Annotated in this window: 23 protein-coding genes; 7 read left to right on the plus strand and 16 right to left on the minus strand. The window is 65.6% G+C overall.

Annotation, left to right across the window (positions count from 1 at the left end):
• Positions 1-57: 57 nt before the first annotated feature.
• The 5 genes from iscA to uvrB all read right to left on the minus strand — a co-directional run bounded on the left by iscA (position 58) and on the right by uvrB (position 5,000).
• Positions 58-381 carry an iron-sulfur cluster assembly protein IscA gene (gene iscA / locus AC3A6X_RS09610; protein ID WP_106557793.1) on the minus strand — a complete coding sequence of 108 codons (324 nt, stop codon included), beginning with the start codon at positions 379-381 and terminating at the stop codon, positions 58-60.
• A 1-nt stretch (position 382) separates the two neighbouring features.
• Positions 383-796 carry a Fe-S cluster assembly scaffold IscU gene (gene iscU, locus AC3A6X_RS09615; protein ID WP_309973130.1) on the minus strand — a complete coding sequence of 138 codons (414 nt, stop codon included), beginning with the start codon at positions 794-796 and terminating at the stop codon, positions 383-385.
• 21 nt (positions 797-817) lie between these two features.
• Complete coding sequence (locus AC3A6X_RS09620) at positions 818-2,038, minus strand: IscS subfamily cysteine desulfurase (RefSeq protein WP_487841982.1); 1,221 nt, start codon at positions 2,036-2,038, stop codon at positions 818-820.
• A gap of 72 nt (positions 2,039-2,110) precedes the next feature.
• Complete coding sequence (gene iscR, locus AC3A6X_RS09625; protein WP_309973127.1) at positions 2,111-2,647, minus strand: Fe-S cluster assembly transcriptional regulator IscR; 537 nt, start codon at positions 2,645-2,647, stop codon at positions 2,111-2,113.
• Between the two features lie 241 nt (positions 2,648-2,888).
• Positions 2,889-5,000 (minus strand): excinuclease ABC subunit UvrB, encoded by a 2,112-nt coding sequence (gene uvrB / locus AC3A6X_RS09630; RefSeq protein WP_487841983.1) that lies wholly within the window; start codon positions 4,998-5,000, stop codon positions 2,889-2,891.
• 129 nt (positions 5,001-5,129) lie between these two features.
• Here uvrB and AC3A6X_RS09635 point away from each other — a divergent pair, with 129 nt between their 5' ends.
• From AC3A6X_RS09635 to AC3A6X_RS09650, 4 genes are all read left to right on the plus strand, one after another.
• Entirely contained in the window at positions 5,130-6,326 is a 1,197-nt protein-coding gene (locus AC3A6X_RS09635) for an amino acid aminotransferase (protein WP_487841984.1), read from the plus strand.
• A 106-nt stretch (positions 6,327-6,432) separates the two neighbouring features.
• Complete coding sequence (locus tag AC3A6X_RS09640) at positions 6,433-7,821, plus strand: polyhydroxyalkanoate depolymerase (RefSeq protein ID WP_487841985.1); 1,389 nt, start codon at positions 6,433-6,435, stop codon at positions 7,819-7,821.
• Positions 7,822-7,837: 16 nt separating this feature from the next.
• Complete coding sequence (locus tag AC3A6X_RS09645; RefSeq protein ID WP_487841986.1) at positions 7,838-8,464, plus strand: RnfABCDGE type electron transport complex subunit B; 627 nt, start codon at positions 7,838-7,840, stop codon at positions 8,462-8,464.
• A complete protein-coding gene (locus AC3A6X_RS09650; protein ID WP_487841987.1) occupies positions 8,461-9,096 on the plus strand; it encodes a LysE family translocator in 636 nt (211 codons plus the stop codon). The genes AC3A6X_RS09645 and AC3A6X_RS09650 overlap by 4 nt, the downstream gene beginning before the upstream one ends.
• Positions 9,097-9,102: 6 nt before the next feature.
• On the opposite strand, the gene AC3A6X_RS09655 is transcribed toward AC3A6X_RS09650, so the two are convergent.
• From AC3A6X_RS09655 to scpA, 7 genes are read right to left on the minus strand one after another with little or no spacing between them, the layout of a single operon-like run.
• On the minus strand, positions 9,103-9,591 hold the full coding sequence (locus tag AC3A6X_RS09655) for a VOC family protein (RefSeq protein ID WP_487841988.1): 489 nt from the start codon (positions 9,589-9,591) through the stop codon (positions 9,103-9,105).
• Between the two features lie 13 nt (positions 9,592-9,604).
• Positions 9,605-11,653, minus strand: a complete 2,049-nt coding sequence (locus AC3A6X_RS09660; RefSeq protein WP_487841989.1) for an acetyl-CoA carboxylase biotin carboxylase subunit — start codon at positions 11,651-11,653, stop codon at positions 9,605-9,607.
• 15 nt (positions 11,654-11,668) lie between these two features.
• A complete protein-coding gene (locus AC3A6X_RS09665) occupies positions 11,669-13,201 on the minus strand; it encodes an acyl-CoA carboxylase subunit beta (RefSeq protein ID WP_487841990.1) in 1,533 nt (510 codons plus the stop codon).
• A gap of 42 nt (positions 13,202-13,243) precedes the next feature.
• A complete protein-coding gene (gene meaB / locus AC3A6X_RS09670) occupies positions 13,244-14,278 on the minus strand; it encodes a methylmalonyl Co-A mutase-associated GTPase MeaB (protein ID WP_487841991.1) in 1,035 nt (344 codons plus the stop codon).
• Positions 14,275-14,631, minus strand: a complete 357-nt coding sequence (locus tag AC3A6X_RS09675; RefSeq protein ID WP_487841992.1) for a nucleotidyltransferase domain-containing protein — start codon at positions 14,629-14,631, stop codon at positions 14,275-14,277. The genes meaB and AC3A6X_RS09675 overlap by 4 nt, the downstream gene beginning before the upstream one ends.
• Entirely contained in the window at positions 14,621-15,040 is a 420-nt protein-coding gene (locus AC3A6X_RS09680; protein ID WP_309973105.1) for a nucleotidyltransferase substrate binding protein, read from the minus strand. Before AC3A6X_RS09680 ends, AC3A6X_RS09675 begins: the two co-directional genes overlap by 11 nt.
• 4 nt (positions 15,041-15,044) lie before the next feature.
• Entirely contained in the window at positions 15,045-17,207 is a 2,163-nt protein-coding gene (gene scpA, locus AC3A6X_RS09685; protein ID WP_487841993.1) for a methylmalonyl-CoA mutase, read from the minus strand.
• Between the two features lie 116 nt (positions 17,208-17,323).
• On the opposite strand from scpA, the gene AC3A6X_RS09690 reads away from it, so the two are divergent.
• From AC3A6X_RS09690 to AC3A6X_RS09700, 3 genes are all read left to right on the plus strand, one after another.
• Positions 17,324-17,971, plus strand: a complete 648-nt coding sequence (locus AC3A6X_RS09690) for a GntR family transcriptional regulator (RefSeq protein ID WP_487841994.1) — start codon at positions 17,324-17,326, stop codon at positions 17,969-17,971.
• Between the two features lie 282 nt (positions 17,972-18,253).
• Positions 18,254-18,664: a CesT family type III secretion system chaperone gene (locus AC3A6X_RS09695; RefSeq protein ID WP_487841995.1), complete on the plus strand. Its 411-nt coding sequence runs from the start codon at positions 18,254-18,256 to the stop codon at positions 18,662-18,664.
• Positions 18,665-18,961: 297 nt separating this feature from the next.
• A complete protein-coding gene (locus AC3A6X_RS09700; RefSeq protein ID WP_487841996.1) occupies positions 18,962-20,215 on the plus strand; it encodes a hypothetical protein in 1,254 nt (417 codons plus the stop codon).
• Positions 20,216-20,322: 107 nt separating this feature from the next.
• Here AC3A6X_RS09700 and dusA read toward each other — a convergent pair whose 3' ends face one another.
• The 4 genes from dusA to AC3A6X_RS09720 all read right to left on the minus strand — a co-directional run.
• The gene (dusA, locus tag AC3A6X_RS09705) at positions 20,323-21,324 is read right to left on the minus strand and encodes a tRNA dihydrouridine(20/20a) synthase DusA (RefSeq protein WP_487841997.1); all 1,002 of its coding nucleotides are present in this window, start codon (positions 21,322-21,324) and stop codon (positions 20,323-20,325) included.
• A 130-nt stretch (positions 21,325-21,454) separates the two neighbouring features.
• Positions 21,455-22,792: an HlyD family type I secretion periplasmic adaptor subunit gene (locus tag AC3A6X_RS09710; protein ID WP_487841998.1), complete on the minus strand. Its 1,338-nt coding sequence runs from the start codon at positions 22,790-22,792 to the stop codon at positions 21,455-21,457.
• Positions 22,789-24,498 carry a type I secretion system permease/ATPase gene (locus tag AC3A6X_RS09715; protein ID WP_487841999.1) on the minus strand — a complete coding sequence of 570 codons (1,710 nt, stop codon included), beginning with the start codon at positions 24,496-24,498 and terminating at the stop codon, positions 22,789-22,791. The genes AC3A6X_RS09710 and AC3A6X_RS09715 overlap by 4 nt, the downstream gene beginning before the upstream one ends.
• 38 nt (positions 24,499-24,536) lie before the next feature.
• A partial coding sequence (locus AC3A6X_RS09720; protein WP_487842000.1) for a VCBS domain-containing protein occupies positions 24,537-26,921 on the minus strand: 2,385 nt, incomplete at its 5' end.

Below are 26,921 nucleotides of genomic sequence, written 5' to 3' on the forward strand. Positions count from 1 at the left end.
AAAAGCCGCCAGCCCATGACCGGGTGGTGGCGGCTTGGACGGGAAGCCGGTGAAAAGTCAGATGCGGAAGCTTTCGCCGCAGCCGCAGCGGTCGCGCTCGTTCGGGTTGTTGAACTTGAAACCCTCGTTCAGCCCCTCGCGCACGAAGTCCAGCTGCGTACCGTCGATGTAGGCAAGGCTCTTGGGGTCGACCAGCACTTTCACGCCGTGGTCCTCGAAGATGACGTCCTCGGGCGTCATCTCGTCCACGTACTCGAGCTTGTAGGCCAGGCCCGAGCAGCCGGTGGTCTTGACGCCCAGCCGCACACCCAACCCCTTGCCTCGCTTGCCGAGGTAGCGGGTGACGTGGCGCGCGGCCGCTTCGGTCAGGGTCACAGCCATGTCAGTGAGCGGTTTCCGTCGTGGCCGCGGCCGCGCCGTGCTTGGCCTTGTAATCGTTGACGGCCGCCTTGATCGCGTCTTCCGCAAGGATCGAGCAGTGGATCTTGACGGGGGGCAGCGCCAGCTCTTCGGCGATCTGCGCATTCTTCAGCGCAGCCGCTTCGTCGAGCGTCTTGCCCTTGACCCACTCGGTCACCAGCGAGGAGGAAGCGATTGCCGAGCCGCAACCGTAGGTCTTGAAGCGCGCGTCTTCGATCACGCCCGTTTCGGGGTTGACCTTGATCTGCAGCTTCATGACGTCGCCGCAGGCCGGCGCGCCGACCATGCCGGTGCCCACCGAGTCGTCACCCTTCTCGAAGGAGCCGACGTTGCGGGGGTTCTCATAGTGGTCGATGACCTTGGATGAATAAGCCATGGGGTACCTCTCAGTCTGTGTTCAATGCGCCGACCACTGGATCGCGCTGATGTCGATGCCGTCCTTGAACATCTCCCACAGCGGGCTCAGTTCGCGGAGTTTGGCGACGTTGTGCTTGATGGTTGCGACCGCGTAGTCGATCTCTTCCTCGGTCGTGAATCGGCCGATGGTCATGCGCAGGCTGCTGTGTGCGAGCTCGTCGCTGCGGCCGAGCGCGCGCAGCACATAGCTCGGCTCCAGGCTGGCCGAAGTGCAGGCCGAGCCGCTGGACACCGCGATGCCCTTGATGCCCATGATCAGCGACTCGCCCTCGACATAGTTGAAGCTCATGTTGAGGTTGTGCGGAACGCGGTGCTCGAGGTCGCCGTTGATGAAGACCTGTTCGACGTCCTTGAGGCCGTCGAGCAGGCGTTGCTGCAGGGCGCGCGCCTTGGCGATGTCCTGCTTCATCTCGAGCCTGGCGATGCGGAAGGCTTCGCCCATGCCGACGATCTGGTGCGTCGGCAGGGTGCCGGAGCGCATGCCGCGCTCGTGGCCGCCGCCGTGCATCTGGGCTTCCAGCCGCACGCGCGGCTTGCGGCGAACGTACAGGGCGCCGATGCCCTTGGGGCCGTAGGTCTTGTGCGAGGCCAGGCTCATGAGGTCGATGGGGAGCGCCTTGACGTCGATCTCGACCTTGCCGGTGGCCTGCGCCGCGTCGACGTGGAAAACCACGCCCTTCTCGCGGCAGATATTGCCGAGCGCCACGACGTCCTGGATCACGCCGATCTCGTTGTTCACGAACATCACGCTCGCGAGGATGGTGTCGGGACGGATCGCGGCCTTGAAAGCCTCCAGGTCGAGCAGGCCGTTCTCCTGCACGTCCATGTAGGTCACCTCGAATCCCTGGCGCTCGAGCTCGCGCATGGTGTCGAGCACCGCCTTGTGCTCGGTCTTGACCGTGATCAGGTGCTTGCCCTTGCCCTTGTAGAACTGGGCCGCGCCCTTGAGTGCCAGGTTGTTCGACTCGGTGGCGCCCGAGGTCCAGACGATCTCGCGGGGATCGGCACCGATCAGTTCAGCCACCTCGCCACGCGCCTTCTCCACCGCCTCTTCCGCTTCCCAGCCCCAGGCGTGGCTGCGTGATGCCGGATTGCCGAAATGCTCGCGCAGCCAGGGAATCATCGCGTCGACCACGCGCGGGTCGACCGGCGTCGTGGCACCGTAGTCGAGGTAGATCGGGAAATGGGGGGTGACATCCATGGCTGGCTCGGGCTGGCGTGGGGTTGACGTTCTCTGGGAATATTCGACGCGGCGCCCTGGGCGCCGCCGGGATCAGGACTTGGCGAAGACGTTGCCGAGGGCGAACACCGAATTGGGCGCATTGACCCGGATCGGCTTCACCACCGGCTGGCTCGAGATCGCCCGCTTGACCGCTGGCTTGTTCTCGATCTGCACGCCCTTGGCGATCTGGTCGTCCACCAGCTTCTGCAAGGTGACGGAATCCAGGAATTCGACCATGCGCTGGTTCAGCGAGGCCCACAGCTCGTGCGTCATGCAACGGCCGGCCTCACCCAGGCAGTTCTCCTTGCCGCCGCATTGCGTGGCGTCGATGGGCTCATCGACGGAAACAATGATGTCGGCCACGGTGATCTCCGATGCCTTGCGGCCCAGCGAATAACCGCCGCCGGGACCGCGTGTCGACTCCACCAGCTCGTGACGGCGAAGCTTGCCGAACAGCTGCTCGAGGTACGACAGGGAAATCTGCTGCCGCTGGCTGATTGCGGCCAGCGTGACCGGACCGGAGTTCTGGCGCAGGGCCAGGTCGATCATGGCTGTGACCGCAAAACGGCCTTTGGTAGTGAGACGCATCGCAAGCTCCTTTGAGTGCTTACCGTTGAAAAGACACCTCGGCGTTGTGGGCTTTGGTGACGCCGTCTCCGCCCTTCCCGGCCCGCTTCCGCTGGTGATCCCATTGGTAGGAGCCGGTCCTTCATCGCGAAGTTCGTTTTTCCTGACTATTTCTGTCAAGTATAACAGAAGGCCCTCCGGCCTGCTCGGGTAAACCCGATTGCAAGCGGAGAGGGCCACGGGCGGTGTGCCATTCGCCGGATCAGAGAGGTGCGATGTTGTCCTTGCCCGGGGCGCCGAAGGCCTGCTCGCGCAGCTGCGCCAGTTGGTCGCGCACGCGGGCCGCCTTCTCGAACTCCAGGTTGCGCGCGTGCTCCAGCATGAGCTTTTCCAGCCGCTTGATCTCGCGAGCCATGTCTTTTTCGGACATGTCCTCGACCTTGGCGCGCTCGAGCTCGCGCTTGGCGGCTTCCTTGCCGCTCTTCTCGCTGTAGACGCCGTCGATCAGGTCACGCACCTGCTTGACGATGCTGCGCGGCGTGATTCCGTGGGCCTGGTTGTAGGCGATCTGCCGTGCCCGGCGCCGCTCCGTCTCGCCGATGGCCTTCTTCATCGACTCGGTCATGCGGTCGGCATAAAGGATGGCCTTGCCGTTCAGGTTGCGGGCGGCGCGGCCGATGGTCTGGATCAGCGACCGCTCGGCGCGCAGGAAGCCCTCCTTGTCGGCGTCGAGGATCGCAACCAGCGAGACCTCCGGAATGTCCAGGCCCTCCCGCAGCAGATTGATGCCGACCAGCACGTCGAAGGCGCCCAGTCGCAGGTCACGCAGGATCTCCACCCGCTCGACCGTGTCGATGTCGCTGTGCAGGTAGCGCACCTTGACGCCGTTGTCGCCCAGGTAGTCGGTCAGTTGCTCGGCCATGCGCTTTGTCAGCGTGGTGATCAGCACGCGCTCGCTCTTCTCGACGCGCAGACGGATTTCCTGCAGCACGTCGTCCACCTGATGGGTGGCGGGGCGGACCTCGACTTCGGGGTCGATCAGCCCGGTCGGCCGCACCAGCTGCTCGACCACGTTGCCTGCATGGTCCCGCTCGTACTGCGCCGGCGTCGCGGACACGAAGATGCATTGCCGCATGCGGGCCTCGAACTCGTCGAACTTGAGCGGGCGGTTGTCCAGCGCCGACGGCAGGCGAAAGCCGTACTCGACCAGCGTGGTCTTGCGTGCCCGGTCGCCGTTGTACATGGCGCCGAGCTGGCCGATCATCTGATGGCTCTCGTCGAGGAACATGATCGCGTCCTTCGGCAGATAGTCGGTCAGCGTGGCCGGCGGATCGCCCGGCGCGGCGCCCGACAGGTGCCGCGTGTAGTTCTCGATGCCCTTGCAGTGGCCGATCTCGGCCAGCATCTCGAGGTCGAAGCGGGTGCGCTGCTCGAGGCGCTGAGCCTCGACCAGCTTGCCATCGCCCACCAGTTCCTTGAGCCGCTGGTCGAGCTCGATCTTGATGGTCTCGACGGCGGTCAGCACCTTGTCGCGCGGGGTGACGTAGTGGCTGGACGGATAGACCGTGAAGCGCGGGATCTTCTGCCGGATGCGCCCGGTCAGCGGGTCGAAGAGCTGCAGGGTCTCGATCTCGTCGTCGAACAGTTCGATGCGGATCGCCAGCTCGCTGTGTTCGGCCGGGAACACGTCGATGGTGTCCCCCCGCACACGGAAGGTGCCGCGCGCGAAATCCTGCTCGTTGCGCGTGTACTGCATGCGGATCAGGCGCGAGATCACGTCGCGCTGGCCGATCTTGTCGCCCGTGCGCATGATGAAGCGCATCTGGGTGTAGTCCTCGGGCGTTCCGATACCGTAGATCGCGCTCACGGTGGCGACGATCACCGTGTCGCGCCGCTCCAGCACGCTCTTGGTGGCTGACAGGCGCATCTGCTCGATGTGCTCGTTGATCGAGCTGTCCTTCTCGATGAACAGGTCGCGCTGCGGCACGTAGGCCTCGGGCTGGTAGTAGTCGTAGTAGCTCACGAAGTACTCGACCGCGTTCTTCGGGAAGAACTCACGGAACTCGCTGTAGAGCTGGGCGGCCAGCGTCTTGTTGGGGGCGAACACGATGGCCGGACGGCCCAGCCGGGCGATCACGTTGGCCATGGTGAAGGTCTTGCCGGAGCCGGTCACGCCCAGCAGGGTCTGGTAGACCTCGCCGTCGCGCAGGCCCTCGACCAGTCCATCTATCGCGTCGGGCTGGTCGCCCGCCGGCGGATAGGGCTGGTAGAGCTCGAAAGGCGAGTTCGGAAAATGGATGAATTCGCCCTGCTTGACGGGGCCCACGGGCTCGGCTCCTGGCCGATCCGGAATGACTTCGGTGATTTCAGGCATGGCGTCCAGGGCAGGTGCGGCTCGGCCGGTAAAATTCAAGCGAACTCGTGAGGCTAACCGACCCGCGAGTCATGGCGCAAACCCGGATGCAGCCGGGGGCGAAACGCATCACCCAAAGGACTTTTCTCCATGTCAATGTTCACCGCCGTCGAGATGGCGCCGCGAGACCCGATCCTGGGCCTCAACGAGCAATTCGCCGCCGACAGCAATCCCAACAAGGTCAACCTCGGCGTCGGCGTCTACTACGACGACAACGGCAAGCTCCCCCTGCTGCGCTGCGTGCAGGCGGTCGAAGAGGACATGATCAAGGCGCCCAAGGCGCGCGGCTACCTCCCCATCGACGGCATCGCCGCCTACGACGAAGCGGTGAAGGGCTTGGTCTTCGGCACCGACAGCGAGCCCGTGAAGTCCGGCCGCGTCGCCACCATCCAGGGCATCGGCGGCACCGGCGGCCTCAAGGTCGGCGCAGACTTCCTCAAGAAGCTCAACCCAAAGGCCAAGGTGCTGATCAGCAACCCGAGCTGGGAAAACCACCGCGCCCTGTTCACCAACGCCGGCTTCGTCGTCGAGGAGTACCCCTACTACGACGCCGCCAAGCGCGGCATCGACTTCGACGGCATGCTGAGCGCGCTGAACGCCGCCCCCGCCGGCACCGTCGTTGTGCTGCACGCCTGCTGCCACAACCCCACCGGCTACGACATCCGCGCCGACCAGTGGGACCAGGTGATCGCCGCCGTCAAGGAGAAGAAGCTGGTCGCCTTCCTCGACATGGCCTACCAGGGCTTCGGCTACGGCATCCAGGAAGACGGCGCCGCCATCGGCAAGTTCGTCGCCGCCGGCCTGAGCTTTTTCGTCTCGACCTCCTTTTCCAAGAGCTTCAGCCTGTATGGCGAACGCGTCGGCGCCCTGTCGGTGCTGTGCGAGGACAAGGAGGAGGCCGGCCGCGTGCTGAGCCAGCTCAAGATCGCGATCCGCACCAACTACAGCAACCCGCCCACGCACGGCGGCGCCGTGGTCGCGACCGTTCTGGGCACGCCCGAGCTGCGCACGCTGTGGGAAAAGGAACTCGGCGAGATGCGCGACCGCATCAAGCTGATGCGCCACAAGCTGGTCGACGGCCTGTTAGCCGCCGGCGTGAAGCAGGACATGCACTTCATCACCGACCAGATCGGCATGTTCAGCTATTCCGGCCTGAACAAGGACCAGATGGTGCGCCTGCGCCAGGAGTTCGGCGTTTACGGCACCGACACCGGCCGCATGTGCGTGGCCGCCCTCAACAGCAAGAACATCGACTACGTCTGCCAGAGCATCGCGAAGGTGCTCTGACAGCCGACTGGCAGGCGGCAGCGTTCATTCAATTTGAGCGTTTCGCCTACATTCGGACCGACGCTGCTGATATATTGCATCGCAACAACACCACCCGCGGAACTCGATGCTTTATCAACTCTACGAAGCACAGCGCTCCCTCATGGAGCCCTTTGCCGATTTCGCGCAAGCTGCTTCCAAGCTCTATGGCCAAGGCGGCGTCTTCGGCCGAGCCCCGTTGGCGCAGCGCATGGCGGCCGGCTATGACCTGCTCTATCGGCTCGGCAAGGACTACGAGAAACCCGAGTTCGACATCAAGACGGTGAGCGTCGACAACGACGACGTGGTCATCCAGGAAGTCGTTGAGATCGACAAGCCCTTCTGCCACCTGCGCCGCTTCAAGCGCTTCACCGACGATCCACACACCCTGCAGACGCTCAAGGCTCAGCCCGTGGTGTTGATCGTGGCGCCCCTGTCCGGCCACTACGCGACGCTGCTGCGCGACACGGTGCGCACGATGCTGCAGGACCACAAGGTCTACATCACCGACTGGGTCAACGCCCGCCTCGTGCCGCTGTCCGAGGGCGAGTTCCGGCTCGACGACTACGCCAATTACATCCAGGAATTCATCCGCCACCTGCAGGCCGAGTACGGCAACTGCCATGTGATCAGCGTCTGCCAGCCCACCGTGCCGGTGCTGGCGGCCGTGTCGCTGATGGCCAGCCGCGGCGAGAAGGTGCCGCTGTCGCTGACCATGATGGGCGGCCCCATCGACGCCCGCAGATCGCCTACCGCGGTCAACAACCTGGCGATGAACAAGAGCTACGAGTGGTTCGAGAACAACGTGATCTACCGCGTTCCGCAGGGCTTCCCCGGGGTTGGCCGGCGCGTCTATCCGGGCTTCCTGCAGCACACCGGTTTCGTCGCGATGAACCCGGACCGCCATGCGAGCAGCCACTACGACTATTTCAAGGACCTGATCAAGGGCGACGACGCCAGCGCCGAGGCGCACCGCAAGTTCTACGACGAGTACAACGCCGTCCTCGACATGGATGCGGACTACTATCTGGACACCATCCGCACCGTGTTCCAGGACTTCAATCTCGTCAACGGCACCTGGGAAGTCAAGAGCCCCGACGGCAAGCTGGAGCTCGTACGCCCGCAGGACATCCATTCGACCGCCGTGCTCACCGTCGAGGGCGAGCTGGACGACATCTCCGGCGCCGGCCAGACGCGTGCCGCCCACGAGCTGTGTACGGGCGTCCCGTCGACCCACCAGCGGCACTACGAGGTCAAGGGTGCCGGCCACTACGGCATCTTCAGCGGCCGCCGCTGGCGCGACAAGGTGTACCCCGAGGTGAAGGCATTCATCGCCGCGCACGACACGCCGCAGAAGCGCGCCGGCCGGCCCACCGTGTCGGCGGAGGACACGATCAAGGCCGCCGCCGCCACCAAGACGACCGCCGTCGCGCGCAAATCCGCGCCGGCGCGCCGCAAGCGCGGCGCCTCGCGCTAGAGCGAGGGTTTTCCCCGTGAACGCGCTGGCCGGGCGCATCCTCGATGCACTGCCGCAAACGCAGTGCACGCGCTGCGGCTATCCCGATTGCGCGGGCTACGCGCAGGCCATCGCCGCCGGTGAGGCCGGCATCCACCAATGCCCGCCGGGCGGCACCGAAGGGGTGGCGCGGCTATCGCAACTCACCGGTCGACCGGCGCGGGCGCTCGACCCGCAGTTCGGCACCGAGGGCCCGCGTGCGATGGCGGTGATCGACGAGGCCTGGTGCATCGGTTGCACGCTGTGCCTCGATGCCTGCCCGACCGACGCGATCCTGGGCATCCACAAGCGCATGCACACCGTGATCGAGGCCCACTGCACCGGCTGCGAGCTCTGCATCCCGGTCTGCCCGGTGGACTGCATCTCGCTCGAAGTGGCCACGCCGGGAAAGAGCGGCTGGCAGGCCTGGTCACAGGCGCAGGCCGACGCGGCGCGCAGCCGCTATGAGGCACATCGCCGCCGCCACGACAAGGACGAGCCGGCCGCGGCCGAGCCGCCCGAGGCCGCCACGCCCGACCGCAAACGCGCTATCGTCGAAGCGGCGCTGGCGCGCGCGCGTGCTGCCGCTGCCGCGTCGCGTAACGATCCCAAGGCACGCCCATGACCCTCGACACCCTGCTGCTCTTCATGATCGCCTCCGTCGCCCTGGCGATCACGCCCGGCCCCACCATGCTGCTGGCCATGTCCAACGGCATCGCCGGCGGCATGCGCGCCGCGGTCTGGGGCATCGCGGGCGCTTCACTGGGGGCCGCCATCCTGATCGCCGTGGTGGCGCTGGGGCTGGGCTCCCTGCTCGCGGCCTCGGAAGGGCTCTTCAACGCCATCCGCGTGGCGGGCGTCGCCTACCTGGTCTGGCTCGGGGTCAAGATGTGGCGCAGCCAGCCGATCGACATCCACGCAGCGCTTGCCGCATCGCCGGCCGACGTCCTCCGCGGCCGCACCGCTTTCCTGCGCAGCCTGACGGTGGCACTGTCCAACCCGAAGACCCTGCTCTTCTTCGCGGCCTTCCTGCCGCAGTTCATCACCACCACGAGCCCGCAGATTCAACAGTACGTGGTGCTGGGCACCATCTTCATCGGCATCGACACCTGCGTCATGCTGGGCTACGCCGCCGCCGGTACGCAGGCCGTGCGCTGGCTCTCGCGGCGCAGCCTGCGCATGGTCAACCGCGGCTGCGCTGCAGGCATGTGGCTGCTGGCTGCCACCCTGGCCGTCTGGCGCCGCCCCGGCGCCTGAAAACACTCAGCCGGCCGCCAGCGCCGCGAAGGCCTTCACCACTTCCGGCGGCGCCTGCACCAGCTCGACCAGCACTCCTTCGCCGGCAATCGGGAACTCCTCGTTGCCCTTGGGATGCAGGAAGCAGATGTCGAAGCCGGCCGCGCCCTTGCGGATGCCGCCCGGCGCGAAACGCACCCCCTGCGCCGTGAGCCAGCCGACTGCGGCGGGCAGGTCGTCGATCCACAGCCCCACGTGATTGAGCGGCGTGGCATGCACGGCCGGCTTCTTGTCCGGGTCCAGGGGCTGCATCAGGTCGACCTCGACCTTGAAAGGGCCGCTGCCGATCGCGCAGATGTCCTCGTCGACGTTCTCGCGTTCGCTGCTGAAGGTGCCGGTCACCTCGAGGCCCAGCATGTCGACCCACAGCTTGCGTAGCCGGGACTTGTCCGGCCCGCCGATCGCGACCTGCTGGATGCCGAGCACCTTGAAGGGACGTTGTTGCGGCGTGTTCATGCGGCGGTCTCCTTCAGGCAAATTCCATGATGACCTGGTCCACGGCGAGCGACTCGCCCTTGGCAGCCGAGATGTTGCCCACCACGCCGTCCTGCGTGGCGAAGAGCACGTTCTCCATCTTCATCGCCTCGATCACCGCGAGCTTCTCGCCGGCCTGCACCTGCTGGCCAGGCTGCACCGAGATCTCGACCAGCAGCCCCGGCATCGGCGACATCAGGTACTTGCTGAGATCCGGCGGCGCCTTGTACGGCATGAGCTTGAGCAGCCGCGAGCCCCGCGGCGACAGCACCATCGCCTCGATCTGCTTGCCGTCGTGCGCGATGCGCAGCGCCAGGGGGTTCTTGCCGACGCCGCGCTCGACCTGCGCAATGAAGCCGCGGCCGTTGACGCGGCCCTCGACCCGCGCGCTGCCCAGCGGCGCCTGGCTCTCGATCTTGTAGGTGTTGGCGCCCACCGTCACGGCGCTCGAACCCGTGGGGCCCTGGTAGTCGGTGACCGTCACCGGCTGATGCACGTGCTGCCCGTTCGCGGCGAGCACGACCACCACGAACTGCTCGCCCACCTTCACGCCATGCCCTTCCAGCTGCCCGCTGATGCCCGAGGCGCGCGCGCGGTAGCGCCGATGCATGCAGGCCGCCAGCGCGACCAGGAAGTCAGGGTCATCGTGCGGCACATCCTCCGCATGGAAGCCCTTGCCGTAGTGCTCGGCAATGAAGCCGGTGTTGAAGGCCCCGCTCACGAAGCTGGGATGCGCCAGCAGCGCGGCCTGGAAAGGGATGTTGCTGCTGATGCCGCGGATCACGAAGCCGTTGAGCGCCTCTCGCATCATGGCGATCGCATGCGCGCGGTCCCGCCCATGCACGACCAGCTTGGCGATCATCGAGTCGTAGAACATGGGGATCTCGCCGCCGTCGTAGACGCCGGTGTCCACCCGCACGCCGAAGAGATGCTCCGTATCGGCGGAGAACATCGTCTCCTTGGGCGGCTGAAAGCGGACCAGCCGCCCCGTCGAGGGCAGGAAGTTCCGGAACGGATCTTCCGCGTTGATACGGCACTCGATGGCCCAGCCATCGCGCTTCACATCATCCTGCCCGAGCGGCAGCTTCTCGCCGGCGGCGACGCGGATCATGAGCTCGACCAGGTCCAGCCCCGTGATCGCCTCCGTCACCGGGTGCTCCACCTGCAAGCGGGTGTTCATCTCCAGGAAATAGAAGCTCTGGTCCTTGCCGACCACGAACTCCACCGTGCCCGCGCTCTGGTAGTTGACCGCCTTGGCAAGCGCCACCGCCTGCTCGCCCATGGCCTTGCGCGTGGCCTCGCTGATGAAGGGCGAGGGCGCCTCCTCGATCACCTTCTGATGGCGGCGCTGGATCGAGCATTCGCGCTCGTTGAGGTAGATCACGTTGCCGTGTGCGTCGCCCAGCACCTGGATCTCGATGTGGCGCGGCTCCTCGACGAACTTCTCGATGAACACGCGGTCGTCACCGAAGCTGTTGCGAGCCTCGTTGCGGCAGGAGGTGAAGCCGTCGAAGGCATCCTTGTCGTTGTACGCCACCCGCAGGCCCTTGCCGCCGCCGCCGGCCGAGGCCTTGATCATCACGGGGTAGCCCACCTCGCGCGCGATATCGACCGCCCGCTCGGCCGTCTCGATGGCATCGTTCCAGCCCGGAATGGTGTTGACCTTGGCCTCGTTGGCCAGCTTCTTCGAGGCGATCTTGTCGCCCATGGCCGCGATCGAATAGTGCTTGGGGCCGATGAAGACGATGCCCTCCTCCTCGACCTTCTTCGCGAAGCCCTCGTTCTCGGACAGGAAGCCGTAACCCGGGTGAACCGCCTCGGCGCCGGTCTTCTTGCAGGCCGCGATGATGCGATCGGCCTGCAGATAGCTCTCGCGGCTGGGCGAAGCGCCGATGTGGACGGCCTCATCGGCCAGCTCGACGTGGCGGGCGTCCTTGTCGGCGTCGGAGTACACGGCGACCGTCTTGATGCCCATCTTTTTCGCGGTCTTGATGACGCGGCAGGCGATTTCTCCGCGGTTGGCGATCAGGATCTTCTTAAACATGGTCGACTCCCGTTCTCAAAGCGGAATGTTCCCGTGCTTGCGCCACGGGTTGTCCAGTTTCTTCCCGCTCAGCATCACCAGGCTGCGGCAGATTCGCTTGCGCGTCTCGCTGGGCAGGATCACGTCGTCGATGTAGCCGCGCGTGCCGGCCACATAGGGATTGGCGAAGCGGGCCTTGTACTCGGCCTCGCGCGCAGCCAGCTTCCCGGGGTCGTTCTTGTCCTCGCGGAAGATGATCTCCACCGCGCCCTTGGCGCCCATCACCGCGATCTCGGCCCGCGGCCACGCCAGGTTGACGTCGCCGCGCAGGTGCTTGGAGGCCATCACGTCGTAGGCGCCGCCATAGGCCTTGCGCGTGATCACCGTGATCTTCGGCACCGTGCACTCGGCATAGGCGTAAAGCAGCTTGGCGCCGTGCTTGATGATGCCGCCGTACTCCTGGCTGGTGCCGGGCATGAAGCCGGGCACGTCGACGAAGGTGACGACCGGGATGTTGAAGGCGTCGCAGAAGCGCACGAAGCGCGCCGCCTTGATCGAGGACTTGATGTCGAGGCAGCCCGCCAGCACCAGCGGCTGGTTGGCGACGATGCCCACGCTCTGCCCATCGAAGCGGGCGAAGCCGATCACGATGTTCTTCGCATAGTCCGGCTGCAGCTCGAAGAACTCGCCGTCGTCGACCACCTTTACGATGGCCTCCTTGATGTCATAAGGCTTGTTCGGGTTGTCGGGGACCAGCGTGTCGAGCGAGGGGTCGGCGCGGTCGGCCGGGTCGCCGCTGGGCCGCACGGGCGCCTTCTCGCGGTTGTTGAGCGGCAGGTAGTTGTAGAGGCGGCGCAGCATCATCAGCGCCTCCACGTCGTTCTCGAAAGACATGTCGGCCACGCCGCTCTTGGTCGTGTGCGTGGTGGCGCCGCCCAGTTCCTCGGCCGTCACGTCCTCGTGCGTCACCGTCTTCACCACCTCGGGGCCGGTGACGAACATGTAGGAGCTGTCGCGCACCATGAAGATGAAGTCGGTCATGGCAGGCGAGTAGACGGCGCCGCCGGCGCAGGGCCCCATGATCATGCTGATCTGCGGCACCACGCCGGAGGCCATCACGTTGCGCTGGAACACCTCGGCATAGCCGCCGAGCGAGGCCACGCCTTCCTGAATGCGCGCGCCGCCCGAATCATTGAGGCCGATGACGGGCGCCCCCACCTTCATCGCCTGGTCCATCACCTTGCAGATCTTCTCGGCATGGGCTTCGCTGAGCGCGCCGCCGAAAACGGTGAAGTCCTGGCTGAAGACGAACACCAGGCGGCCGTTGATCATGCCGTAGCCGGTCACCACGCCGTCGCCCGGGATCTTCGTGTCGGCCATGCCGAAGTCGTTGGAACGGTGCTCGACGAACATGTCCCATTCTTCGAAGGTGTTGTCGTCGAGCAGGAGCTCGATGCGCTCGCGCGCCGTCAGCTTGCCCTTGGCGTGCTGCGCATCGATGCGCTTCTGGCCGCCGCCCAGCCGCGCCTGGGCGCGCCGTTTTTCGAGTTGTTCGAGGATCTCTTTCATGGGTCCTGTTCCGGAAGTGATGTGAATGTGTTCTTCAGAGCGCTAGGCCTGTCCGGCCTGCGCGGAGAGCAGATGGCGCGCCGCCGTCGAAGCCGGCAGCGTACCGGCCGCGACCTGGGCCAGGGCCTGCGGCAGCAGCTCGCGCACCTTCGGATGGTGGCGGAAGGCGTGCTTGAGGCCCGCGTCGATGCGTTCCCACATCCACGCGAGCGCCTGTTTCTCCCGGCGCGCGCCGAGCTTGCCGTTCGCGGTCTGCAAGGTCTTGAATTGCTTCACGGCCTCCCAGAAGGCGTCGACGCCAGTGCCCTGGAGGGCGCTGGATTGCATCACCCTGGGCTGCCATTGGTGCTGCACCGCTTCTGCACCATGCACCGCATGCGCATGCGCCGGATTGCCGTGGTGGCCAAAGAGCCGCAGCGCCGAGGTGATCTGGGCCTGCGCGCGCGTCGCCGCGTCGGGGTCGATGTCGGCCTTGTTGATGACCACCAGGTCGGCCAGCTCCATCACGCCCTTCTTGATCGCCTGCAGGTCGTCGCCCGCATTGGGCAGCTGCAGCAGCACGAACATGTCGGTCATGCCCGAGACCGCGGTCTCGCTCTGGCCCACGCCCACCGTCTCCACGATCACGATGTCGTAGCCGGCGGCTTCGCACACCAGCATGGCCTCGCGCGTCTTCTCGGCCACGCCGCCCAGCGTGCCGCTCGAGGGGCTCGGGCGGATGTAGGCACGCTCGTGGACCGAGAGCTTCTCCATGCGCGTCTTGTCGCCGAGGATGGAGCCGCCGGAGACCGTCGACGAAGGATCGATGGTGAGCACCGCCACGCGATGGCCGCGGTCGATCAGGTACAGGCCCAGCGTCTCGATGAAGGTGGACTTGCCGACGCCGGGCACGCCAGAGATCCCGAGGCGGAATGAATTCCCGGTGTACGGGAGCAGCGAAGTGAGCAACGCGTCGGCACGGGCGCGATGGTCGTCGCGGGTCGATTCGAGCAGTGTGATGGTCTTTGCAATGGCCCGACGCTGCAGGGGCGCCGCACCGTGCAGGATGTCGCCGAGTTCGACGTGTGCGCTTTTCACGGCCGCGCACGCTCTCCGCGAACGGCGTCCGCCTTTCTCTGATACAAGACTTGGCCCACGCGCTCGATGTGCGCCTGCAGGGCGGCATCCTCGATCTGTGCCCGCAGCAGAAGATCCATCTGGTATGGAAGCATCAGATCGTCGATGGCCGTCTCGATGGCAAGTAGATCGCGGATACCGATGTCGTCTCCTTCGATGGCCAGATCGATGTCCGAACCTGGCCGATGATTGCCTTTCGCGCGCGATCCGAAGATGACGGCCCGATCGACACCCGGAAATCGCGACAGGACGAAGCAGATCGCGCCGAGCGCCGCGGCAGGCAGCCCGAAGCGCCCTGCATTTTCAGATGTCACGCAATGCCTCCATTCTTCGCGCGAAGGCTTCGAACAACGCAGCGTAGCGATCGGTGATCCGCTGTGCCAACGCGGTCGCCGTGGCCCGGTTGTAGGTGTGCGAGGACTGGTTCCTGCTCTGGATCATCTCCATCCAGGTCTCCCCGTCGTCCACGAGTCCGACCGCGAAAGCTTGCCGTGTGGCATCGCGCGAACCAGTGATCTGGTGGGCGCCCTGGTAGTCGAAATAGTCCTTCATGACCTTCCAGGCCAGTTCGTGCGTGAACTCGAACGCCTGGATCAAACCCTGCTGCTCGAGCTCCGAAAGGGGTCGCTGTGCAGCCAGCGTCACGGCGCTCGTGAGCTGGGCGAGGGCCCGGGCGTAGTTGTCGAGCCGTTGCTGCCAGCGGATATCGGGCGTGTTGCTCATGTCGTTACGCAGTCAGCCGGGCGCGAATCTGCTCCAGCACATCCTTCGCACTGGCCGGAATCGGCGTGCCCGGCCCATAGATGCCCTTGACCCCGGCTTCGTAGAGGAACTCGTAGTCCTGCCGCGGGATCACGCCGCCGACGAAGACGATGATGTCGTCCGCGCCCTGCTTCTTCAGCTCCTCGATGATGGCCGGCACCAGCGTCTTGTGGCCTGCCGCCAGGGTGCTGACGCCGACGGCATGCACGTCGTTCTCGATCGCCTGGCGCGCGCATTCCTCGGGGGTCTGGAACAGCGGGCCCATGTCGACGTCGAAGCCCAGGTCGGCGAAGGCGGTGGCGACGACTTTCGCGCCGCGATCGTGGCCGTCCTGCCCCAGCTTGGAAATCATCACGCGCGGACGGCGGCCCTGCTCTTCGGCAAACGCGGCAATCTCGTTCTGCAGCGCCTCCCAGCCCTCGGCCGAGTCGTAGGCGGCGGCGTAGACGCCGGTCACCTTCTGCGTGTCGGCGCGGTGGCGGCCGTAGATCTTTTCCAGCGCGTCGCTGATCTCGCCCACCGTCGCGCGCAGCCGCACCGCCTCGACGCTCAGCGCCAGCAGGTTGCCCTCGCCGCTTTCGGCGGCCGCTGTCAGCGCATCGAGCGCGGCCTGCACCTTGGCGCCGTCGCGCTTCTCGCGTACCGACTTGAGCCGCGCGATCTGGCTGTCGCGCACCTTGACGTTGTCGATCTGCAGGATGTCGTGCGTGTCCTCGTTCTGCAGCTTGTACTTGTTGACGCCCACGATCACGTCCTGCCCCGAATCGATGCGCGCCTGCTTGTCGGCCGCGGCCGCTTCGATCTTGAGCTTGGCCCAGCCGCTGTCCACGGCCTTGGTCATGCCGCCCATGGCCTCGACCTCCTCGATGATGGTCCAGGCCGCATCCGCCATGTCCTGCGTGAGCTTCTCCATCATGTAGCTGCCGGCCCAGGGATCGATCACGTTCGTGATGTGGGTCTCTTCCTGGATGATGAGCTGCGTGTTGCGCGCGATGCGCGCGCTGAACTCGGTGGGCAGGGCGATCGCCTCGTCGAGCGCGTTGGTGTGCAGGCTCTGCGTGCCGCCGAAGACCGCGGCCATGGCCTCGATGGTGGTGCGCACCACGTTGTTGTAGGGGTCCTGCTCGGTCAGGCTCCAGCCGGAGGTCTGGCAGTGGGTGCGCAGCATCAGGCTCTTCGGGTTCTTGGGGTTGAACTCCTTCATGATGCGGCACCACAGCAGGCGCGCCGCGCGCATCTTGGCGACCTCGAGATAGAAGTTCATGCCGATGGCCCAGAAGAAGCTCAGCCGCCCGGCGAAGCCGTCGACGTCCAGCCCCTTGGCCAGCGCCGTCTTCACGTACTCCTTGCCGTCCGCCAGCGTGAAGGCCAGCTCGAGCGCCTGGTTGGCCCCGGCTTCCTGCATGTGGTAGCCGCTGATGGAGATGGAGTTGAACTTCGGCATCTTCTCCGCGGTGTACGCGATGATGTCGCCGATGATCCGCATCGAGGGCTCGGGCGGGAAGATGTAGGTGTTGCGGACCATGAACTCCTTGAGGATGTCGTTCTGGATGGTCCCCGAGAGCTGGTCCTGCGCCACGCCCTGCTCCTCGGCCGCGACGATGTAGCCGGCCAGCACGGGCAGCACCGCGCCGTTCATCGTCATGGAGACGCTGACCTTGTCCAGCGGGATCCGGTCGAACAGGATCTTCATGTCTTCCACACTGTCGATGGCCACGCCGGCCTTGCCGACGTCGCCGGTCACGCGCGCATGGTCGCTGTCGTAGCCGCGGTGCGTGGCCAGGTCGAAGGCCACGCTCACGCCCTGCCCGCCGGCGGCCAGCGCCTTGCGATAGAAGGCGTTCGATTCCTCGGCGGTGGAGAAGCCCGCGTACTGCCGGATGGTCCAGGGGCGCACCGCGTACATCGTGGCCTGCGGGCCGCGCAGGTAGGGCTCGAAGCCGGGCAGCGTGTCGGCGTACTTCAGGCCCTTGAGATCGGCCGCGGTGTAGAGCGGCTTGACCGCGATGCCGTCGGGCGTGAGCCAGTTCAGCGCCTGCAGGTCGCCGCCGGGGGCGGACTTGGCCGCAGCCTTGGCCCAGGCTTCGAGGGTCGCGGTTTGGAAGGTCGGTTCGGGTTTGCTGCTCATGGCGCCGGCTTTTGCGAGTGGAGGGAGTGTCCGCGCAGGCGCGTCACAGTTCAATGCGAGTCTAACCCATCTGTAATTATTAATTCAAATACTTTGGGTTGAGGTACATTTCGGGCATGTCCGCCCTCACCCTTACCCCGCGCGCCCTCTACGAAGAGGTGGCGGAGCTGCTGCGCCAGCGCATCTTCAACCGCGAGCTCGAGCCCGGCAGCTGGATCGACGAGCTCAAGCTGGCGGAGGAATACGGGATCAGCCGCACGCCGCTGCGCGAGGCGCTCAAGGTACTGGCGGCCGAGGGCCTGGTGACGATGAAGGTGCGGCGCGGCGCCTACGTGACCGAGGTGTCCGAGAAGGACCTGGCGGACGTCTACCACCTGCTGAGCCTGCTCGAGAGCGACGCGGTCGGCGTGGTGGCCGAACGGGCCTCCCCGGCGGAGCTGGCCGAGCTCGAAGCCCTGCATGCCGAGCTCGAGGCCGCCGCGGCACCCGGCAAGGTGGACCGTGCCCACTTCTTCGCCATCAACGAGCGTTTCCATATGCGCATCCTGGCGATGGCCGACAACCGCTGGCGCGACCAGATGGTGGCCGACCTGCGCAAGGTGATGAAGCTCAACCGCCACAACTCGCTGCTGAAGTCAGGACGCATCGCGGAGTCGCTGACCGAGCACCGCGCGATCATGGAGGCGCTCGCCCGCCGTGATGCGAGCTCAGCGGTCAGGCGGATGCAGGATCACTTCAGGAACGGGCTCGAAGCCGCAGCCTGAGAGCTGTTCGCGATGCCGATCGCGGGGCATCGCACCAATATTGTGAACAGACGCTGAAATTCGGCGATGCCCGCGCTTCTGCCGATTTTCGCGCAGGAGCGACGCGCGCAGGGATCGATCTGCGGCTCGGCGTTACCAATCCCTAGAGCTCAGGCGCAGATGCCGCATTGGCGCTGAATTGCGATGCATCGACATCGTTGCACATGAGCTCACAGGAAAGTTCGGCGAGGTCGACGGTGGCCGGCCGAATAAAAGCAATCTCATTCCGCACAGGATCAATCAATGCAAACCGCAACCTTCAAGGATCTGGGCCGGGCAGCGTACCACGCGCTCAACGTGGGCGACGTCGCCTTCAACGAGACCGTCGCCACACTGATGGTGGACGACGCCATTGTCACATTGGAATTCGACGAAGAGATCGATGACGATTGCCTGTGCGTGCATGTGCAAATGCCCGACACCGAAAAACTGACGCAGAACCTCGACGTTTTGCGCTCACTGCTCGCGCTGAACATGCTCAGCGGTTCGAAGACAAACGGTGTCTTCGCGATGCACCCGGGCAGCGGTCAGCCGATCTACACCGTGCAACTCACCGATCTCGATCAGTTCACATCCACATCGCTCGCCGAGATCTTGCGCATTCTTGTGGCGCAAGGTGTTGGTGGCATCGGCGCTCTTCGCAATTTGGTTTGAGGACGTCAACCATGGGCGATTTCCTAACGAGAGCTCTTTCCGAGCCGAATGTACGCACACCCGGTCGGCAGCCGTCGGAGCGGCAGCCGCCGCCGCAACCAGAGACCGCCATTCCTTCGATCTTGAAAGAAGTCTCGAAGGGCTTTCAGCGGCTACGGGCATGAATGCCACGGAGAACTTGAATGCCACGGACCCCGGGGCCCGCAGGCATGGAACTCCACGTTCCCTGGCAATTCGACTCTACCGCCACAGCATCAAGGCGGCACGGCCTGGGGCGCGGCGACAGCCGCGATGGTCATGATTCCGCAACTGTTCAATCTCGTTGCATTGATTAGGGACGGTCGCGATGGGAGCGCTCAAGGCCATGTCCAAGTCTCGCGCATCATCCAATTTGGTTTGTGCGTGACTGCACTCAGCATTGGCTTCTCGATGCCAGCGACCGGAGGACAAGGGCTTGCTGTGGCTTGGACCGTCGCCACCTTCGCAGACGTTCTCAAGGGCTTGCTTTATTCCGTTGGCCGAGACAGCTTCAACTATTTCTGGCCTAAGGTTCGCCCCAACGCGGAAACACTCACCGTCAAGGCAGTGGTCCAGGATGCGATGGTCTACTTCGGTACGCAGACCCTGCTTGGAATCGCCTTTGGCTATTTCGCGGGTATCAAGACCGATACTTCCTTGCATCTTCCCTTCTTTGGTACCGACCTCACTGGCGGCGACGCCGCCGTCTTGGGGTCCATGTCCTTTGGGAACTCAGTTGTGGAGACCATTGATGAGATCAGTTTGGCCTATTTCATGAGGAATGAAAATAAGAAACAGTTCATGAAGAACGTGATAGAAAAAAATGAGGAGGGAATCCGGAAGATCAACGAGAGGAAAGAAGAGTTCATCAAGCAGAAACTGCCGAAGATTCTCGCAAAGAGGAAGGGGCTGGTTCAGACATACGACGACGACAATTCCGACAGATGGCAGAAGGATCTGGAAGCGCTGGCCGAAGAAGAGCTGAAGGAACTCGCGGAGGATTGGGAAAAGGAAGCTAGGCTCTATGTGAAGGAGCACCTCACAGGCCTCGTCATGAAGTTGCCGACCTGGGAGCAGACGAAGGCCAAGGTGACGGACCGCACGAGGCTGATTGACTTCTTGTTCAAAGGGCGGCTTACGACGAATCGAGCCGCTGCCATGGCTACCGCGTTCTTCTTCTCAAGCACCGTCCTCGACGCGATGGCACACCCTGAGGATCCCACGTTTGACAGGGCAGCGCAGGCAGTTTCTGCAGCCGCTACCATCATTGCGGTATATCTGCCCGGCATATTGGCCTGCAACAGACGAGGCTTTGACAACCCAAAGCCCGCCGATATGACTCATTGGCAAGCGATCAAGTACTTCATGGGCTTCCTGACAGCGAAAGACGTGAAGAAAGAAAGGGTAGACGCCGAGTTGGTAAGCGTCGGTGTGGAGGAGGAGAGCGATGACGATCACAAATCTGGAGATGGTCCGCCGCCGCCTGGCTATCAACCGCAGCCTCCGCCTAATAAGTCCACCGCGTCAGAATAGTTGTCGCCGATAGACAAAGAACCTAGGGCGTGAAACGCTGCACCAGGCAGTGCGCGCAGCGCCTGGTGCCGCAAACACGGCGTGCTTCCAGCGCGCGGGTCCTGATGTTATGCGCCGACAATCCCCGACTGCGGCATCGCATCATGCGCCCGCGCCATCACCTCATGCGGCGGCAGCGCCTTGAGCCTGTGGTCGCTCCACACCTGGCGCCAGCGGCGCGCGCCCGCCAGGCCGTTGCGCAGGCCCAGCATGTGGCGCGCAATGTTCGACCAGGGCGTGCCGTGCTCGGCAGCCTCGCGGGCCATGTAGTCGCACATCTTCAGCTCCACGTCCTCGCGCGTGAGCGTGGAGGGCGGCTCATGGAAGAACGCCGCGTCCCACTCGGCCAGCGACCACGGGTTGTGATAGGCCTCGCGGCCGATCATCACGCCGTCCAGCAGCCGAAGATGCGCCTGCATCTCGGCGATGTCGTCGAAGCCGCCATTGATCGAGATGCGCAGCGCCGGAAAATCATGCTTGAGGCGGTGCACCAGCTCGTAGCGCAGCGGCGGGATCTCGCGGTTCTGCTTGGGCGAGAGGCCCTTCAGCCAGGCGTTGCGCGCGTGGACGATGAAGCTGCGGCAACCCGCTTCGCTCACATGGCCGACGAAGTCGCGCACGAATTCATAGGACTCGGTCTTGTCGATGCCGATGCGGTGCTTGACCGTGACCGGCACACTGACCACGTCCACCATGGCCTTGACGCAGTCGGCCACCAGCTGCGGCTCGTTCATCAGGCAGGCACCGAAGGCGCCGCGCTGCACCCGCTCGCTGGGACAGCCGCAGTTGAGGTTGATCTCGTCGTAGCCCCACTCCTCGCCCAGCTTCGCGCAATGCGCGAGCTCGGCCGCCTCGCTGCCGCCGAGCTGCAATGCCACCGGGTGTTCCTCGGCGTTGAAGCGCAGATGCCGCGGCACGTCGCCGTGCACCAGCGCGCCCGTTGTCACCATCTCGGTGTAGAGCAAGGCGCGGCGCGTCAGCAGGCGGTGGAAGTACCGGCAATGGCGGTCGGTCCAGTCCATCATCGGCGCGCAGGAAACGCGGCCGGCCCAGGTGTGTTCTGTGTCCATCGATATCAATGACTTGCCGACCGATGCCCCTCGATCAGGCGCATTTTCAGGCGCGAGGCGCGCACGGCAGGTGTCTGTATTTTGCCTGCGCCGGCTCGACTCGCGCCGGGTCGCAGCGGCATGCGGCCAATCAACGCTCGCGCGCGGCGCGGCGCAGCACCTGGGTGATGGGCTCCAACAGGTACTGGAGGGCGGTGCGCTCGTCCCCCTGCAGGTAGATCTCGGCGGGCATGCCGGCCAGCAGCTTCAGGTCCCCCGCCGCCGCGAGCGAAGCCGGATCGGCCTCGACCAGCACCGAGTAGTAGGGAGCGTTGGTCGCACGGTCGATCAGGCGGTCGCCCGACACATAGACCACCTTGCCATGCACCAGTTGCGTGGTGCGGTACTTGAATGCCGTGAAGCGGATGTCGGCCGGCTGGCCGCGGTGGATCCGGCCGATGTCCTCGGGACGCACGCGCGCATCGGTCATCAGACGGGTATCGTCCGGCACGACGTCGGCGATGGTCTCGCGAGGCGGGATCACCGCGCCGGGCGTCGAATACTTCAGATCGATGATCTCGCCGCTGGCCGGCGCCGTGATCACCTGGCGCGCCGAGGCGTCGGCCGACTTGCGCCGCTCCTGCTCGATCTCGGCCAGCCGCGCCGCCGTGACCTTGAGCTGGTCGCTCGCCTGCTGACGGTAGTCGCTCTCCAGCGAGCGGATGCGCAGATCGGCATCGACCGTGCGCTGCTCGGCGCGCGCCAGCTCCGCGCGCCGCTCCTCGATCTTTACGCCGTAGTCGGCCACGGTGCCTTCGAGCTGCGCGATGCGCGCGGCCGAGACGAAACCATCCTTGAGCAGCTTGCGGTGGGTCTCCAGGTCGTTCTTCTGGAACTTCATCGACTCGCTCGCCTGCATGACCTGGGCGCGCAAGGCGACGATTTCCTCGGCCACCTTCTCGCGCTGCGAGCGCAGCAGGCGCACCTGCCCCACCAGCGCATCGCGCCGCGCCTCGAACAGCGCGCGCTCCTTGTCCAGCTGCGCGGCCAGACGCGGGTCGGCTGCCGCGGTCTCGACCACATCGGACGGGAAGGCGATCGCGCGCGCCATGGTCTGCTCCGCGTCCAGCCGCGCGAGGCTGGCCCGCTCGGTCTTGACGCGGTGGTCCAGCCGGTTCCGGTCGGCATCGACCGAGACGTCGCCCAGCACCAGCAAGGGCTCCCCCTGCCGCACATGCTGGCCGTCACGCACCAGCACCTCGCGCACGATCCCGCCTTCGGCATGCTGCACCGGGCGCCGGTTCAGGTCCACCTTCACATGCGCCTGCGCCACCACGGCGGACGACAGCGGCGCGAAGCCCAGCCACGCAGCGGCCGGCAGCAGTCCGCAGACCACCACGGCCACGCCCCAGTGCGTCAGGCGACGCGCTTCGCGCACATGGAGCGCCAGCGGGTCATTGGCCGCAAGGGCATGGGCTGTGGGGTTCATGACACTTTCTCCACAGGGCGGGGCATCATCACCACTTGCGCCCCGCCCAGGTTCTGGCCGGTCCGCTTGATCGACTGCATGACCTCGGCCACCGGTCCGTAGTGCTGTACGCGGCCGGCCTCCAGCACCAGCAGCTTGTCCATGTGCTGCACCAGCGTGCTGCGGTGCGTGACGACGATCACGGTAACCTGCCCGCGCAGCGCCTTCAGGGCCTCTGCCAGCGCCAGTTCCCCTGCCCCGTCCAGGTTGGAGTTGGGCTCGTCCAGCACCAGCAGTTTCGGGTCTCCGTAGAGCGCCCGTGCCAGGGCGATGCGCTGGCGTTGGCCCGGCGACAGCATTACGCCGAGGGTGTCGACCACCGTGTCATAGCCCTCGGGGAGCCCCAGGATCAGCTCGTGCACGCCGGCGCGCTGAGCCGCCTGCACGACCTTGTTCGCGTCGACTTCGCCCAGCCGTGCGATGTTGTCGGCGACGGTGCCGGCGAACAGCTCGACATCCTGCGGCACATAGCCGAGCCAGGGGCCGAGCGCTTCGCGCGGCCACTGCGCAAGGTCGACGTGGTCCAGCCGCACGGTACCGGCGTTGGGCTTCCACAAGCCGGTCAGCAGGCGCACCAGGGTCGACTTGCCGGCACCGCTCGGGCCGGTGATGGCCAGCGACTCGCCGGGCTCCAGGCTCAGCGATACACCGGCCAGGATCATCCGCTCGCTCTGCGGCGGCCGGAACACCAGGCCCTGCGCATGGAGCCGGCCGCTCGGGGCCGGCAGCGTCATGCGTTCCGGCTGGCGCTCGGCGGCTCCCAGCAACTCGGAAAGGCGCGCGAAGGCGAGCCGCCCCTCGGCCAGCACCCGCCAGCTCCCCACCACCTGTTCCACCGGCGCCAGCGCCCGACCCAGCAGGATGGTGCAGGCCACCAGGATGCCCGGCGTGCCTTCGCCGGTGATGACGAGGTAGGCGCCGAGTGCCTGGAGCAGAACCTGGACCGCCTGGCGCGTGGTTCGCGTGAGTGCTGCCATTGCCACCGACTTGCGGGCGGTCGGGCCCTGCAGCGCGGTGACGCCAGCGTTGAGTTGCCGCCAGCGCGCGATCAGCGCGTCACCCATCCCCAGCGACTGCGCGAGCTCTGCGTTCTGCATCGAGACTTCGAGGTAGCGCGTGGCCCTGGCGGCCTCCTTCTGCAAGGCTTCGATCTCGCGGCGCGTGACACGGTCGTTCACCACCGCAAGAGCGAGCATCAGCACGGATGCGGCGGCGGCCGCCATGCCCAGCAGCGGATGCGCCAGCCAGATGACGGCCACGTAGACGAAGGCCCAAGGCATGTCGAACAGCGCCAGCAGCCCCTGCGCGGAAAACAGGTTGCGCAGCGCCGCCACGTCGCGCAAGCCTTCGGACGGCGCGCGCTCTGCCCGGCGCGCCGTGTGGGCCAGCATCAGCTTGGCCACGGTCGGGGACAGCTGTTCCGCGATCAAATTGCCGGCGACGCCCTGCAGTCGGCCACGCAGGTAGTCCAGCATCGCCATCAGGCCGAGAGCCACGGCCACGCCGAGCAGCAGCACGAGCAGCGTCTCCTGGCTTTGGCTCGTCAGCACGCGGTCGAAGACCTGCAGCATGAAGAGTGCGGGGGCGAGCAGCAGCAGGTTGACGAAGAAGGAGAAGCCCGCGACGAACAGGAGCGGTCGCTCGAGAAGCTGGAGAAGAGGCTTCATGTCGCCAGCCGATCATTCATCAAGGTCGACATCGGATGTCATGCGCCGACCTTGATGTCGTTGTTGTCGAAGGTGTCGCCCGGATTGGTCAAGGTCAGCGTCGCCACCAGCGTGCGGTTGGCGGCGCCGAGGCCGTCCGAGTCGTAGTAGAGGCTGCCCGTCGCGCTGTCGTAGATCACGTGTACGTCCGCGCCTACCGCGTCTCCGGCACCACCGCCGCTTACGGATGCGAACTCGCTCGCCGATAGCGTGCTGCCGCTTGCGGTCGAGAGCGCCGTGAAGGTGCCGAGCGAGAGCTCGACCAGATCGCCGCTCGCCGCCGATCCCGAGGCGTTGAAGTCGGTGACCGAATCCACCGCGTTCGGTGCCGAGTCGAAGACGAAGGTGTCGTTGTCGGCGCCGCCGGTGAGGATGTCGGCGCCGGTCCCGCCGACGATGCGGTCGTCGCCGGCGAGGCCGTTGATCACGTCGTTTCCGCCGCCGCCGCGCAACTGGTCTGCGGACGCCGAGCCGGTGATCGTGTCGGCGAAGGCCGTGCCGATCACCCCCTCGAAGTTCCTGTAGCTGTCGGTGCCGAGCCCGGCAGCGCTGGCATTGAAGTTCGTCGCGCTGCTGCTTTGCGTCAGCGTGAACGTGAGCCCGGCCTGGCCGTCCGAGAAGTCGAGCAAGTCTGCGTTGCCACCGGCGCCGTCGAGCGTGTCGTTGCCGGCGCCGCCGCGGATGATGTCGTTCGCGGCGCTGCCGGTGAGTGTGTCGGGGTTGGCAGTGCCGATGACACCCTCGATGTTCCGGTAGGTGTCATTTCCAAACGAACCGGGTCCGTTGAAGGTGGTGTTGCTGCTGGACTGCGTCAGCGTGAAGGTAATGCCGGTTCCGACCGTAGGATCCGAGAAGTCAATGAGATCCTCCGTGCCGTCCCCGCCGTCGATATCGTCATTGCTGGCACCACCACGCAGCACGTCGTTCCCGGCGCCACCGTTGAGGTCGTCATTGTTGTCGCCCCCAATCAGCAGGTCTGATCCCGCGTTGCCGTTCAGCTCATCGTTGCCGTTGCTGCCGACGAGAACCGATTGGAATGCACCGTCGCTCAAAGTATCACCACCCGCCTTGCCGTCGATGTAGGAGCCTTGATAGTTCGCGACGCCCGTGAGGTTGACGGTGTTTCCGCCCGAAGTCGTGTCCAGCACGTTCAGCGTGATGGCGCCAGTCGCAGTTCCACCGGCGCCATCGCTGAGCGTGTAGCTCAGCGTGACGACGGTCGGGCTGGCGACGGTCCCGCCGGTCGCGCCGGTCGTGAACGAGAAGGTTCCGTCGGCGTTGATGGTGACCGGGGTGGCCAGCGTTCCCGTCATGACGCTGATCGCACCCACGCTGAGCGCGGCGCCGTCGATGTCCGTGTCGTTGGCCAGCAGCACGCTGGTGGGCAACCTCACGACGGTGTTGTTCGACACGTAAAGCACGTCGCTGGCTGTGAGCGGGTTGTCATTGACGGCCTGCACGGTAATGTTGGCAGTCTCGGTCGTGCTCGAAAACGCGGAACTGCCTCCGTTCGTCACGGTGCTCGCCGTGGTGCCGGCCGTGCCGCTCGTCTGATCCCAGGCACGGAAGGTGATGCCGTCGCTGACCGTCCCGCTGAAGTTCGAATCCCCCTGGAAATAAACCCGCGTGTTCGCGTCCGCAGCCAACAGCAGTGCGGACGCGTCCGACACCGCACCCACCGTCGCCCACGTGGCGCCGCCATTGATGGAATACCACCAGCTTCCGTTGGCGGCATTCACGCCCGTCAACGCGATGCCGGTGACGGCGCCGTTGTCCGCATCGCTCACGTTGTCGAGGCCACCGGCCGGTGGGTTCAAATTCACCAGGGTCGATACGAGCGTCCCGACGGCCCCGACCGGTGCGCCGGCATCTTCGTTGACCGAAGCCAGGACAGGTGTCGCGGCAGCGCTCAGGACCGGCGCATCGTTGGTGCCGGCGATGGTGACGGTGACCACCTGACTGGCTGTACCGTCGGACGAGACGGCAGTGAAGCTGTCGCTGAGCGATTGATTCGCGCCCAACTGTTGGATCGCCGCCTGGCTGTTGTTGGCCGTGTAGCTCCAGTTCCCATCGGCCGCCAGCGTGAAGCTGCCGTAGCCGTTGCTGCCGGCGGTGCTCGCCTGCGGCGTGAAGTTTGACTGGCCTTGGTCGACATCGGCGATCGTCAGCGCACCGCTGGTGCTCAGGTTCGGGGTCGAGGCATCCTCGCTCACCGCACCGCTCGCCACACCGCCGATCACTGGCACATCGTTGGTTCCGGTGATGGTCACCGTCACAACCTGGCTGGCTGTCCCATCGGACGACACTGCGGTGAAGCTGTCGCTGATCGACTGGCCGGTGCCCAGTTGCTGGATCGCGCTTTGGCTGTTGTCGGCCGTGTAGCT

Source organism: Variovorax sp. Soil_C_12 (assembly GCF_057657375.1).

Coding starts and splice junctions, on each gene's coding strand:
- iscA (WP_106557793.1), bottom strand. CDS start 381: ATGGCTGTGACCCTGACCGAAGCGGCCGCGCGCCACGTCACCCGCTAC.
- iscU (WP_309973130.1), bottom strand. CDS start 796: ATGGCTTATTCATCCAAGGTCATCGACCACTATGAGAACCCCCGCAAC.
- AC3A6X_RS09620 (WP_487841982.1), bottom strand. CDS start 2,038: ATGGATGTCACCCCCCATTTCCCGATCTACCTCGACTACGGTGCCACG.
- iscR (WP_309973127.1), bottom strand. CDS start 2,647: ATGCGTCTCACTACCAAAGGCCGTTTTGCGGTCACAGCCATGATCGAC.
- uvrB (WP_487841983.1), bottom strand. CDS start 5,000: ATGCCTGAAATCACCGAAGTCATTCCGGATCGGCCAGGAGCCGAGCCC.
- AC3A6X_RS09635 (WP_487841984.1), top strand. CDS start 5,130: ATGTCAATGTTCACCGCCGTCGAGATGGCGCCGCGAGACCCGATCCTG.
- AC3A6X_RS09640 (WP_487841985.1), top strand. CDS start 6,433: ATGCTTTATCAACTCTACGAAGCACAGCGCTCCCTCATGGAGCCCTTT.
- AC3A6X_RS09650 (WP_487841987.1), top strand. CDS start 8,461: ATGACCCTCGACACCCTGCTGCTCTTCATGATCGCCTCCGTCGCCCTG.
- AC3A6X_RS09655 (WP_487841988.1), bottom strand. CDS start 9,591: ATGAACACGCCGCAACAACGTCCCTTCAAGGTGCTCGGCATCCAGCAG.
- AC3A6X_RS09660 (WP_487841989.1), bottom strand. CDS start 11,653: ATGTTTAAGAAGATCCTGATCGCCAACCGCGGAGAAATCGCCTGCCGC.
- AC3A6X_RS09665 (WP_487841990.1), bottom strand. CDS start 13,201: ATGAAAGAGATCCTCGAACAACTCGAAAAACGGCGCGCCCAGGCGCGG.
- AC3A6X_RS09680 (WP_309973105.1), bottom strand. CDS start 15,040: ATGAGCAACACGCCCGATATCCGCTGGCAGCAACGGCTCGACAACTAC.
- scpA (WP_487841993.1), bottom strand. CDS start 17,207: ATGAGCAGCAAACCCGAACCGACCTTCCAAACCGCGACCCTCGAAGCC.
- AC3A6X_RS09690 (WP_487841994.1), top strand. CDS start 17,324: ATGTCCGCCCTCACCCTTACCCCGCGCGCCCTCTACGAAGAGGTGGCG.
- AC3A6X_RS09695 (WP_487841995.1), top strand. CDS start 18,254: ATGCAAACCGCAACCTTCAAGGATCTGGGCCGGGCAGCGTACCACGCG.
- AC3A6X_RS09700 (WP_487841996.1), top strand. CDS start 18,962: ATGATTCCGCAACTGTTCAATCTCGTTGCATTGATTAGGGACGGTCGC.
- dusA (WP_487841997.1), bottom strand. CDS start 21,324: ATGGACACAGAACACACCTGGGCCGGCCGCGTTTCCTGCGCGCCGATG.
- AC3A6X_RS09710 (WP_487841998.1), bottom strand. CDS start 22,792: ATGAACCCCACAGCCCATGCCCTTGCGGCCAATGACCCGCTGGCGCTC.
- AC3A6X_RS09715 (WP_487841999.1), bottom strand. CDS start 24,498: ATGAAGCCTCTTCTCCAGCTTCTCGAGCGACCGCTCCTGTTCGTCGCG.